Annotated in this window: 12 protein-coding genes and 1 pseudogene; 7 read left to right on the top strand and 6 right to left on the bottom strand. The window is 41.9% G+C overall.

The features are described from left to right. Positions 1 to 35: 35 nt before the first annotated feature. Positions 36 to 887 carry a protein kinase domain-containing protein gene (locus HWQ23_RS07105; protein WP_292825570.1) on the bottom strand — a complete coding sequence of 284 codons (852 nt, stop codon included), beginning with the start codon at positions 885 to 887 and terminating at the stop codon, positions 36 to 38. 268 nt (positions 888 to 1,155) lie between these two features. Between HWQ23_RS07105 and HWQ23_RS07110 the strand changes: the two genes are divergently transcribed. After that, complete coding sequence (locus HWQ23_RS07110) at positions 1,156 to 1,755, top strand: hypothetical protein (RefSeq protein ID WP_292825573.1); 600 nt, start codon at positions 1,156 to 1,158, stop codon at positions 1,753 to 1,755. A 32-nt stretch (positions 1,756 to 1,787) separates the two neighbouring features. Then, positions 1,788 to 2,426: an Imm5 family immunity protein gene (locus HWQ23_RS07115; protein ID WP_292825576.1), complete on the top strand. Its 639-nt coding sequence runs from the start codon at positions 1,788 to 1,790 to the stop codon at positions 2,424 to 2,426. 292 nt (positions 2,427 to 2,718) lie between these two features. Here HWQ23_RS07115 and HWQ23_RS07120 read toward each other — a convergent pair whose 3' ends face one another. From HWQ23_RS07120 to HWQ23_RS07130, 3 genes are read right to left on the bottom strand one after another with little or no spacing between them, the layout of a single operon-like run. Continuing rightward, positions 2,719 to 4,041 carry a serine/threonine-protein kinase gene (locus tag HWQ23_RS07120; RefSeq protein WP_292825579.1) on the bottom strand — a complete coding sequence of 441 codons (1,323 nt, stop codon included), beginning with the start codon at positions 4,039 to 4,041 and terminating at the stop codon, positions 2,719 to 2,721. A gap of 43 nt (positions 4,042 to 4,084) precedes the next feature. Further along, positions 4,085 to 4,549: a hypothetical protein gene (locus tag HWQ23_RS07125; protein WP_292825582.1), complete on the bottom strand. Its 465-nt coding sequence runs from the start codon at positions 4,547 to 4,549 to the stop codon at positions 4,085 to 4,087. Continuing rightward, positions 4,533 to 5,030 (bottom strand): PIN domain-containing protein, encoded by a 498-nt coding sequence (locus HWQ23_RS07130; protein WP_292825585.1) that lies wholly within the window; start codon positions 5,028 to 5,030, stop codon positions 4,533 to 4,535. The genes HWQ23_RS07125 and HWQ23_RS07130 overlap by 17 nt, the downstream gene beginning before the upstream one ends. 24 nt (positions 5,031 to 5,054) lie before the next feature. On the opposite strand from HWQ23_RS07130, the gene leuB reads away from it, so the two are divergent. From leuB to accD, 4 genes are all read left to right on the top strand, one after another. Then, positions 5,055 to 6,143, top strand: coding sequence for a 3-isopropylmalate dehydrogenase (leuB, locus tag HWQ23_RS07135; RefSeq protein ID WP_292825588.1), 1,089 nt, complete (start codon positions 5,055 to 5,057; stop codon positions 6,141 to 6,143). A 94-nt stretch (positions 6,144 to 6,237) separates the two neighbouring features. Further along, entirely contained in the window at positions 6,238 to 6,498 is a 261-nt protein-coding gene (locus HWQ23_RS07140; RefSeq protein ID WP_292825591.1) for a hypothetical protein, read from the top strand. A gap of 109 nt (positions 6,499 to 6,607) precedes the next feature. Next, positions 6,608 to 7,432, top strand: a complete 825-nt coding sequence (locus tag HWQ23_RS07145) for a prepilin peptidase (RefSeq protein ID WP_292825594.1) — start codon at positions 6,608 to 6,610, stop codon at positions 7,430 to 7,432. A 724-nt stretch (positions 7,433 to 8,156) separates the two neighbouring features. Next, positions 8,157 to 9,107, top strand: coding sequence for an acetyl-CoA carboxylase, carboxyltransferase subunit beta (gene accD / locus HWQ23_RS07150; protein WP_292825597.1), 951 nt, complete (start codon positions 8,157 to 8,159; stop codon positions 9,105 to 9,107). Between the two features lie 88 nt (positions 9,108 to 9,195). On the opposite strand, the gene HWQ23_RS07155 is transcribed toward accD, so the two are convergent. Both HWQ23_RS07155 and HWQ23_RS07160 read right to left on the bottom strand, forming a co-directional pair. Beyond that, the gene (locus HWQ23_RS07155) at positions 9,196 to 10,617 is read right to left on the bottom strand and encodes an MFS transporter (RefSeq protein ID WP_292825600.1); all 1,422 of its coding nucleotides are present in this window, start codon (positions 10,615 to 10,617) and stop codon (positions 9,196 to 9,198) included. Between the two features lie 108 nt (positions 10,618 to 10,725). Beyond that, complete coding sequence (locus tag HWQ23_RS07160; protein WP_292825603.1) at positions 10,726 to 10,869, bottom strand: hypothetical protein; 144 nt, start codon at positions 10,867 to 10,869, stop codon at positions 10,726 to 10,728. Positions 10,870 to 10,882: 13 nt separating this feature from the next. On the opposite strand from HWQ23_RS07160, the pseudogene HWQ23_RS07165 reads away from it, so the two are divergent. Then, positions 10,883 to 11,671 (top strand): annotated as a pseudogene (locus tag HWQ23_RS07165) (extracellular solute-binding protein); the annotation flags it as partial. Between the last annotated feature and the right edge of the window lie 111 nt (positions 11,672 to 11,782).

Genomic DNA, 11,782 nt, shown 5'->3' on the forward strand with positions numbered 1-11,782 from the left:
GGGTTAGTTATTTCCGGATTGATTACCGTGATTCACTATCCAACGAATCGCACTAATCTTCCTCCTTGTTTTTCCATTAAATCAGCAACAGTACCAGCCTCGCAATATTCTATTGTGAAAAAGAAAATATTTTCTGAGTAGCCATAATCGAGTAATTTCACAACATTTGGATGTCGTAATACTTTAGTGTTTTCCGTCTCCCGCATAAACATTTGTATCGCCCAATCATAAGTTGCAACCGCAGGTAACATTACTTTTAAAGCTACAAAATTACCTGTTTGATTGTGCTGTGCTAAATAAACTTCTCCAAAGCCGCCTTTCCCTAGTAATTTAATAATATTAAAATCGCGGATTGCAAGTAATTTTTTATCCCCACCTGCGGCTAAACCTAATAAGCGTTTGATATATTCTAATAAATTTGGTGAATTTGGTGCTTGTACTGCTTGTGCTATTGGGTATTGATTTTGATAATTTATATTAGGAATTGCAGGCAAAAAGTTAAAAGTACTTTGTGAACTCAAATCAGTTTCAATACTAACTACAAATACTGTATTACTCAGTTTAATTTCATCGTTATCTTGTAAATCATATTCAGAAAATTTAACTTTTGCACCTTCTTCTGGTGTTTGATGTGCTTCGCGTTGCCCGATTTTTTTATCATTAACGTATGTACCATTTTTGCTACCAAAGTCGCGTATACGAATAGCTGGCGGATTGATATCTAATAAGCAATGATAGCGGGAAATGGTACGATGGTCTTCATCATCTGGTAGTTGGGGATTGCAATCTTCTGACCTACGGATAATACAGGTTGTGCGAGAGTCGAAAGTATATTGTCTTCCTGGTAATTTGCCTTGGGTAATTGTGAGGGTGACTTTTGGGGCCATTGTCTATTGAGGATTTTATGTATTTTTACGATATTAGTTTTTTAATTGTAGCTGAGACTTATCAGAGTATGTAATTTTTTATTTTATTTTTTTTTTGTTAATTTGTAGCCAGATTATTGATATAGCGTTTCTTAATCATACAAGTTAGATCATAGCCCCCTCCTCGCTTGCGGGGAGGGGGTTGGGGGTGGGGTTCTTGTATCTCACAAGGGTCGATAACCGCTATAATCTGTTGTTATAAATAAGAATATTAAAATAGTTTAAAGATATGCCTAATATAGAAGTTGTAGCAAATATTCAAGATTTGGTGTCCAATCTTCAGTCAGCAATTGCTGCACAAATAATGGCAAATATTGATATAGCCAATAATTTTCAAAAAATTGCTGAAGAAATTTATTCTATTCTGACTAGTGGGAGATTGGTGAAACCCAAAATGAATAATCGGAAAACTATCGCTGTAAGTGATAACGTTGCTACGATTAGCGGTTGGGATTCACTAAATATAAAATGGAAGCAAGCTATCAAAGAAAATTATGGTATATCTTTAGAACAGGATGAAAGTAAAGTCAAAGAATATTATCAGAATTTCATAACAGAGTTTAACCGATATGGCTATCAAACAAAAGTTTGGGAATTAGACCCAAAAAACGACTTAGGAAAGCACTATCGTTCCCATGCAGAAAAACAAATATCGGTTATCCAGCCTGATAATTCTATCGGTGTGTCGAGGGGTATGTGTGAAGAAGATTGTTATCCTTATTTTTATGCATTAGCGCAAATAAGACAACAAGATATTGTGATTGCTGACTCTAACGGTATCTGGCTCTTTTATTCTCATGGTCAAGTCAAGTTCGTTTATCGTTTATGATAGATATCTGGGCAAGTAAAGGAAGGTGCTTTATGGCGATTCCCTCTCAGCTACAAAATCTGATTCAAGAGGCTTTAGAATCAGTTTATCGTCATCCTCAACATGACTTGAATCTAGGTTATCGCCATGCTATTTGGGCGGCATTTGGCGATAATGGGCATCTAAGACGTACAGCACTAGCACTCTCTACAGTCCGTCAAGTACTCCCAATTTGGAATCAAAGATTCAATAACGATGATAGACCACAACAAGTTATTACCCTAGCTGAAAAAGTAATTTCTGGAAATGTTAGTAAAGCTTTCGCAGAAAAAGAGAGCCAACATTTATGGCGAGAAATGCAACAATTAGGTTATGACGATTCGGGTATGGCTTTTACTGTTGGATGTGCAGCAGTTGCATCTCTTGATACTGCAATTTTTGATGAAAATTTCGACCCAGATGAGATTGATTTTAATCTGACAGATGATCGAGATACAGAAGGTAATGATGCTGCTTTCTTTGCTGCTTGTGCGTATGCAAATGGTGCAGTGTGGGAGACTATTTCTGGAAAATCAGATTCAGCAAAGCGTTTAGAATTTTGGTCGTGGTGGTTAAATGTTGCTGTTCCCAGTGCATGGGAGGCTATAGAAGAAGATGAGAAGATAGATATTCCTTTGCCTGAAGCTTCTTAAATCAAAGATGGTGCGTTAGGGCTAATTTAATATTTTTAAATGAAACCATAATTTTATCGTGCCGTAACACACTCTACTATCAATGAGTGGGAAGCCAATAATGGAGAAATAGAAAAAGTAGCGGAAAAATTTATTTTTGCTAACTGTTATAACCCGCAGTTTGTCGGTAGCGTACTACAAAAGCAAGGCGAGGATGAGGAGGAAGTGCAGTGCTAGGGGCTTCGTAAGCCAGAAGTCGCAGGGCTTCGTATAAAGTGAGGTGTTAACAAATCTTTTGAAAAATCTGTAAGCCTTATATGTTACAGTCTACAAGTCTTGACGCGAGAGAAAACCCCACTCCCAATCCCACAAACCCCCCTCCCCAACCACCGATAATACCCCCACCCAGATCCGCTGGAAGGTGGGCTAATGGTGCTTTAATATCATAAACCAAATCACAATCACGAATCCAATTACCTCTATTTCTCCAACCAACGCGATCGCCAAACGCTTCCCAAATTTCGCTGTCATAATGTCTGGTTCCCCCCAGACTTTGATAAATGCGCTTTTGCACTGAAAAGCCAAAATGTGCATTGCTATACTTTACCCAAAGTTGGTCAATAATGCGGAGGTCTTCACAAGGAAAACTATGCATGCTTTCAGAATTAAGCCAACCGGCCTTTTCTCTCCCTGCTACTGCCAGCATAACTCGGTTTGTTTCCTGATCTGCTGCTTTCCACTCCCCAGCTGCAAGCAAATCACTCAGTCGGGTGTAGTCCATCTTTGAGGATTTTAGATTTTGGATTTGCGATTTTGGACTGGGCTTGAGCAATTCTAACCATTCTCGTACCGTCTGCGGTCTATCTTGCGGTTCTAACGCCATTCCTTTGATAATCGCATTATTCACCTTATCGCTAATATCAGAATTAAACTGCTTTGGCGCTTTTAAGGGAATATCGCCGTCTTTTCGATAATTAGCAGGTATAGGAGTTCTCTCAGTCAACAAACTATACAAGGTTGCAGCTAAAGCATAAACATCAGTATAAGTTCCAAAACGTCCCTGCCTTTCATACTGTTCCACTGGTGCATAGCCTTCTGTTTTAGAATTGGTCATGCTGAGGGTTTTACCAATGGTAAACTCACGCGCCAGACCAAAGTCAATCAAAACTGCTTCTTGTTTTCCATCGCGCAAAATAATATTATTCGGCTTGATATCCCGATGTAAAAAGCCTTGTTGGTGAACACATTCTAATGCTTGTCCGACTTGATTGATATAGCGTAATGCTTCATCCTCTGATAAGTGTCCGTGCTGATCAACGTAAACTCCTAAATCATCCCCATTAACGTATTCCATCACCATTCCCCACAATCCCGCTTCTTGTATCACTTCATGGACTTTGACAATATGGGGATGCTGACAACCTCGTAACCGTAACGCTTCGTTAACAAATTGTTCTTGCTTTTCTTGGAAGTCACCTTGACTTTGCTGTATCGGATTGAGGGTTTTGATGGCAAATAATTTACCTGTGCGCTGTTCTAGTGCGCTATAGGTGACACCAAAGCCACCACCACCAAGGACTTTTTGAACGATAAATCTGCCGTTTTTGAGGGGTTGGTTGGGTGTCCAAAGTTGCATAGATGCGTTAACTAATAACTGCTGAGTAGAATTTAACCTTTATTTAAGGCTGTTGTCGTCCGTCCTCAATACTGACGAAGATTTCCTCAAGAGTAATATCTCCTAATATTTGATCCCGATCTCGTGTGTAATCTCCACTACCTATTTCAAATTGCTGCATAAATCTTGCCATTCCAGCAGGGCCAAGAGCCTTTGTTAAGGCTTCTATTCCCAGTTGCCTAATCTCAGCTTGAGAAAGTTTAGTTACATCTAGCATTTTCATATTTGTAACTTTGGGCAGAACATCTGAACTTTCAACCTGCGATATCCGCCTTTCTTTGATTCGGGCAACTATTTCCTCAATAGTAGGATTTCCCAATATTTCATCCCTATCTCGCGTGTAATCACCGCTTCCTAAATTGAATTGATGCATAAATAACCCCATTCCTGCTGGGCCAAGAGTTAAACTCAGGGTATCTATTCCTAATTGCTGAATTTCATTCTGAGTCAACTTACTCACATCTATCATTTGCAACCTCTCTAAGCCACTGAAGCGGGTTCTCTACTCTCACTTGTAGCAAGTCTTTGTGCCTTGCAGCCAAACGTAACATTCTGTCATCAGTTGTGAGCAAAACATCGGCTTTGCCAGCTTCTGCACAAGCAATATGCAAAGCATCGTAATCTTTAAACCCCATTTGGGCAAGTTCCCCACCACGAAACGCGATTTGTTGAGTTATGTTCACTTTACTAATTGCTAAAGCAGCCCAAATCTGCATCTGCCGTTTTCTTGCTCCTTCAGGAGTGTTCTGAACCTCATCATCAAAGGTTTCGCTTCCTTGCAGATGCCAATCACCCATTTGAACAATAGCCAAAATACGAAGCACCGCCTCGGCTTCTAAAAAAATCCGTTCTTGTGTCTGGTCATCAAAAGGGCGATTCAGACAACATACATCTAAATAAATTAAAAACTCCATCGGTACATTTTGCTGGGTATGATATTTGATCTGCAAGCATTTACCCAGTAATAACCAGCTATGACCCAGAACTACCGCATTACTCTACTCCCCGGCGATGGCATTGGCCCTGAAATTATGGCAGTGGCGGTAGATGTGCTGAAAGTCGTAGGGAAGCAATTTGATATTCAGTTTGAATTCCAAGAAGCCCTCATCGGTGGTGCAGCAATTCACGCCACAGGCGAACCCCTACCATCTGCGACTCTAGATACTTGCCGTAACAGTGATGCTGTGTTACTCGCAGCCATTGGTGGCTATAAGTGGGATTCTCTACCATCCAATTTACGCCCGGAAGCCGGTTTGTTAGGGCTACGTGCAGGTTTGGGATTATTTGCCAATTTGCGCCCAGCGAAAATCTTGCCGCAGCTAATCGACGCCTCGACTTTGAAACGCGAAATTGTGGAAGGCGTGGATATTATGGTGGTGCGTGAACTCACTGGCGGGATTTACTTCGGTAAACCCAAAGGGATTTTTGTCACGGAAACTGGTGAGAAACGCGGTGTAAATACAATGGTTTACACAGAGTCAGAAATTGAACGTATTGGGCGGGTGGCTTTTGAAGCAGCTAGAAAACGCGGCGGAAAACTTTGTTCGGTGGATAAGGCGAATGTATTAGAAGTATCTCAGTTGTGGCGCGATCGCATCACCCAACTTAGTACGGAATATCCAGATATCGAACTCTCTCATTTATATGTAGATAATGCAGCTATGCAGTTAGTACGCGCTCCCAAGCAATTCGACACCATAGTTACAGGCAATTTGTTTGGTGATATTCTCTCTGATGCTGCTGCCATGCTCACAGGTAGTATTGGGATGTTACCCTCAGCTAGTTTGGGTGCTTCTGGGCCTGGTGTGTTTGAACCAGTTCATGGTTCCGCCCCAGATATTGCCGGACTTGATAAAGCAAATCCTTTAGCACAGGTTTTGAGTGCGGCGATGATGTTGCGCTACGGTTTAGACCAGCCAAAAGCAGCAGATCACATCGAACAAGCTGTATTGCAAGTTTTAGAACAAGGCGATCGCACAGGGGATATAATTTCTCCAGGGAAAAATCTTTTAGGTTGCCGTGCTATGGGCGATGCACTCATTAAAGCGATTCAAGGGAAGTAATTTAATAATTAATGCAACTTGGGCAATTTGGCAACCTTTGCTAGAAGTTTCGGGTAGACTAGAGGGAAATCTAGCAATCAAATAACAGTCGATAGTGTACGCATTACGACAAGGACAAGCAAATTTTACCGCCCCAAAGAACCAGCCGCCTTTGATTGATCCCGCCGTAATCAGAGCTGCTGGGCAGATATACTACACTCACTGTGAAGTACATCCCGAAATAGCTGGGCAACCTTCCGGTGTAGCAATTAATCGTGTGAATCATCGAGGTAAAGTTATTTTTACTAACCAACCAGTTCTCTTACCTCAAGAATGTTTTGTGCCTTTGAGTCAAATTGAGTCGCACATGTATTAGTCATTCGTCATTAGTCATCGGTTATTGGTCATTAGTCATTAGTTCTCGACAAAGGACAAAAGATAAACGACAAATGACACAGGACAAATGACAAAGGACAAATGACTGTATGGACATTTTGTTCGCCCTTCCGGCGAGTGTAATGGTCTTTGCTTTGGGTGCATCTATTGGGAGTTTTATCAACGTTATTGTTTATCGCCTACCTGCTGGGTTGTCAATTCTTTGGCCGCCTTCCCGTTGTCCTAAATGCTTAAACCAGCTAAAAGCTTACGACAATGTACCAGTATTCGGCTGGATTTCGTTAAGAGGGCGGTGTCGATATTGCAAAAGCAAAATTTCTGTCCGTTATCCTGTGGTAGAAGGGGTAACGGGCATAATTTTTTTACTGGTTTTTTTGGTATTTCAAGTTTCGACTTTAACAATAGGCTATTGGGCTTTTTGTAGTTGGTTATTGGCGCTATCGCTTATCGACCTAGATACAATGATCCTACCCAATCGACTTACTCAGTCGGGTTTGGTGGTGGGGATTTTGTTTCAAATGCTGGTTGGTTTTTTACCAGAAGCTAGTTCCGTGGCATTAGTAAATCACCTGATGATGGCGATAGTCGGTGCAGTATTGGGTTTATGGCTGTTTGATGCGATCGCCCTATTGGGTTCAATTGCCTTTGGTAAAGCTGCAATGGGTGCGGGTGACGCCAAGTTAGCAGCGATGATGGGAGCCTGGTTAGGCTGGAAATATTTGCTCTTGGCTAGTTTTATTGCTTGTGCGCTGGGAGCTTTAATTGGTAGCGTTGTTATTATACGGCGATCGCGACAAAGGTTAGGACAAAAGATGCCTTTTGGCCCTTTTCTAGCTTTAGGATCTGTGATTACTCTGTTTAGCGGCGAAGCGATTTTGTCTAGCTACCTGCGCTTATTTTTTCCAGCCTCTTGAATTGGAGTGGGGATGAGGGAGTGAGAATTTTAGATTTTAGATTTTAGATTTTGGATTAAAGAATTGAAATTTAATCCAAAAGACGCTCCTACGTCGCTCTCCGTGGCGCTATCGTCAATCCCTTCTCCCAACGCGAAGCAGCGTCTTTTGGAGTTGGGAAGACGCTTTTCGGGACGGCTTGGTGCAGTGGCTCCCCTGTTCTGGCGCTGCTTCACCAAAATCCTTGCATTGAATTGCCCTGTTTGGCCAATGCCCTTTGATAAAAAATATTTATAATTCGTGACTGTAACCAGCATTACCCCATCTGCCCTTCATATTTTGATAATATTCAGCTTGTGACTTGTATTACCCTCTTAACGACGATTAACCGTTGGCAAGCATAACTAGTGCAACAGATGCTGATTGCTCATCACCTAGCAATACAGAATAATTGATTTGGGTGGGAGGGAGAAAGCATCTTATTTGGAGGTTGGTATTCTCATGGCTTTGCCAGTACGTCTATAGAATTAAGTCTGCTGAAAAAAGAGCAAGAGACTTGTATTGGCATAAGTATTTTCGTTAAGCTGGCAACCAAAGATGAAAATTAAGGTCTCAATTGCTTAAAAGCGTAGTTTGTCGATGTAGCCATTAGTCATTAATAAAGACAAATGACAAAAGGCTAAGGAAAACCCGATACGGCAAGACATGTTTTCGACCTCATAACCCACTTAAAATAAAATAAAAAATGGCTAACAACGAAGAATCGCGCGGTTTAAAGTCTCTATTTGATTGGTTTGCAAATCGACGGAAATCAGGATCTACCAGCCTCGAACGCCAAGAACGTGAAATTGCTGACGGTCTATGGCATAAATGTTCTAAGTGCGGTGTGTTGGCATATACAAAAGACCTGAAAGCTAATCAGATGGTTTGTGTCGAATGTGGTCATCACAATCGGGTAGACAGCGATGAGCGCATCCGTCAATTGATAGATCACAATACCTGGAAACCCCTGGACGAGCATTTGCGTCCAACCGATCCCCTGGAATTTCGCGATCGGAAACTCTACAGCGATCGCTTGCGGGAAATGCAGGAGAAAATTGGCTTAATAGACGCAGTTAAAACTGGTTTAGGTCAAGTCAATGGCTTGCCTATTGCCCTTGGGGTTATGGATTTCCGTTTCATGGGTGGTAGCATGGGTTCGGTAGTGGGAGAAAAACTCACGCGGATGATTGAGCAAGCCACTCAACGGCGATATCCTGTAGTTATCGTCTGCGCTTCCGGTGGTGCCAGGATGCAAGAAGGAATGCTCTCTCTGATGCAGATGGCGAAAATCTCCGCAGCCCTACAGCGCCATAGAGACGCGCGACTATTATATATTCCCGTTTTGACTAATCCTACAACAGGCGGCGTTACCGCAAGTTTTGCGATGCTGGGCGATATCATTTTGGCAGAACCCAAGGCAACAATTGGTTTTGCAGGTCGGCGAGTGATTGAGCAAACCCTGCGGGAAAAACTACCTGAGAATTTCCAGACTGCTGAAGATTTGCTCCAGCACGGTTTTGTTGATGATATCGTACCCCGTACCCAATTAAAGAACACCCTAGGCCGGCTGATTGCCCTACACCAGCCTGTATTAACAACACCTCATATGGTGTTGTGGGAAACAATGTCCTTGACTTCTACCGCCGCAGAATAAACAAAAGTTATGAGTGAAAAGTGAGGAGGAGGAAGTGAAAAATTCATAACTCCTCACTCCTAACTGCTAACTCCTGACTTTTCAATCCCTAACCTCTGCCTGGTTCTTGCAGAAACATGAGTGGAACAATTGCTACTAGCCGAAATAGACTAGAGAGGGCAAACAACCCTAGTAAGCCTCCAGACTGAGCAAATTGCACGATGAAGCTGCCTATAGTTGCGCCTAAAGCACCACTCACTCCAGCAACGGCACCTACGATCGCAAAATAGATAGACTGATTTTTAATTGGTGCAATGCCCAATTGTATATTGTTGTTGCACAAGTCAATCGCCGCCCAAGTACCTCCAAGAAAGATGTGTAACAATGGCAACCACAACCAGATGTCAAGGCGATTAACACTAATCCCCAGCCACAGCATTGGTGTGACTGCAACCAAAATCCCAATACAGATAAGGATGGGACGATTACCTATCTTGTCTGCTAATTTTCCCCACAGGATAAGCATCAGCAAATTTGCCCCCGCCTGAAGGCTGTTGTAGATAGTCACGTAGCTGACATCCAAATCCAGCGTGTCCAGCATATAGAGGTTAAAAAAAGGAGCGCTGAGGTTAACAGCAAGCGTCCAGAAGCTGAAATACAGCAGAAATATCAAAAAGTTAGAGTTTTTCCAGATGCTGTTAGCTAATTGGTTTTGTGGTATATGAATTGATTGAGGTACTTCAGAAGATTCATCTTTTGCAACCTCTGGCTGAATCTCACTTGTTTGAGGTAACTTGCCATAAGAAGTGTTTTGCAATTGCGGATTTATATCCACTTGGAAATATTGACACCCCGATCCCACAATCCCAAACAGAATGCTTACCAGTAGAACTATCCCATAACCTTGTAGAGATCCCCCATACCAATGTGATACAAATAGACCGGCTATTGGTACGCAAACCAAATTAGTTAGACTAGCGGCACTATTGCGTATGCCAAAATACCTGCCTCGTAATCGCCGGGGAACAATCATTGCCATCCAACTTAGCCACGATGCGCTTCCTAGTCCTCCCAAAAGATTGCTCAATAGAACAATCAAGAGCGTCAATATCACTAACTGGTGAGTATTAAACACTCCCCAACTGACGCTTGCAATACCAATTACTAAAACCAGCCATACCAGCCGACCAATTCCGTGTGTCCGAAGAGAATATTGAAAGCGGCTGGTGCTGCGTTCAGACAAGTAAGCACCCAATGGCTGAATGAGATTGACCAACATGGGGATAGAGGATAGCATCCCAAATACCACTGGACTAGCACCCAATTCCACCAAGAAATTGCTCAGTAAAATCCCGCCAGTTCCAAGAGAGTAAACGGCTGCTAAGACAGAATCCGCAGTGGAAGCTTTTAAACTAGTGCGAATAGTATCCTTGGGAATTCGAGAGTTTGGAGAAACTGTTGTGAGTGGTGAGTCAATCTGGGCAATTTCCAGAGTCAGTGGCGCAGTTGTTTCAATCTGAACAGAATCCATAATCTATGTTTATGGGTGAAGTATCCTCGAATTAATCCGATTGCAAAGGAACTCAGTATGCTTTAATTAGCATTCCTGATGAGTTTTTGTTATTTTAGCTTGCAATTTTCAATTGATTACTACATCAAAGTCGCATTCATCCAATGGCTCATGAAAATCATCAACTAGAAAACGAGGATCAGTTTTTTGGATTTGTTCTAATTTGAGGTCAGCATTTATTTCTTCAAGATTACAAACTAAAGATGCAAGCAATGGTTATCTGTCTATGAGCAAGAAAAGATTATTTAATTTTTTGGGACTGGTGATGGCGATCGCGATCGCAATTATTGCTTGTCAAAGCCTACAATTACCAAGCAAACCCTTAGCATCTACCGCAGTCACCATTAAACTTAGTGGTTGGGGAGGCTCTCCTGTTGAGCAAAAACTCTTGAGACAAGTACTGCAAGACTTTGAAGCACAACATCCAACTATTAAGGTCAAATATGAAGTAATCTCCGACCAATATATGGATGTAATTAAAACTCGTTTGATTGGGGAAGCCGCGCCTGATGTCTTTTATCTAGATGCGCTGGAAGCTCCTTTTTTAATGAGTCAAAATGTCCTGGAACCGTTAGATGCTTACATCACCCCCGAATTTGACCTAGTAGACTTCGAGGATACCCTACTCGACAGCTTTAAATATCAAAACCAGATTTATGGTCTTCCTAAAGACTATTCTACCCTTGCCCTGTTTTATAACAAAAAAGCCTTCGCCGCCGCAGGCTTGAGTAGTCCGCCAGCTACTTGGGATGAATTACGCAACTACTCGAAAAAATTGACAGGCAAAATTAACAGATACGGCTTTGGAGAAATTCCCGAATTGGCGCGTCAGGCTTATAAAATTAAAGCCTTTGGTGGACAAGTTGTTGATCAAAATGGTTATGCTACCTTTGCGAGTGCAGCAGGATTACAAGGTTTAGAGTTAGTGGTAGACCAGTATCAAAAAGACCGCTCCTCTGCCCAAAAATCTGATGTGGGGACAAACTCAGGTAGTGAAATGTTTGGTCAGAGTAAACCCGGATTTCTCACGAGCGAGAAAAAAACATCTGGATTAGCCAAACTTAGGATAAATTAATTGATACATTGTTAAATTAAGCGTAGATTAAAATAATTCAGCAGTAAAAAC

This window comes from Nostoc sp. JL33 (assembly GCF_017114985.1).
Taxonomy (GTDB): Bacteria; Cyanobacteriota; Cyanobacteriia; order Cyanobacteriales; family Nostocaceae; genus Nostoc.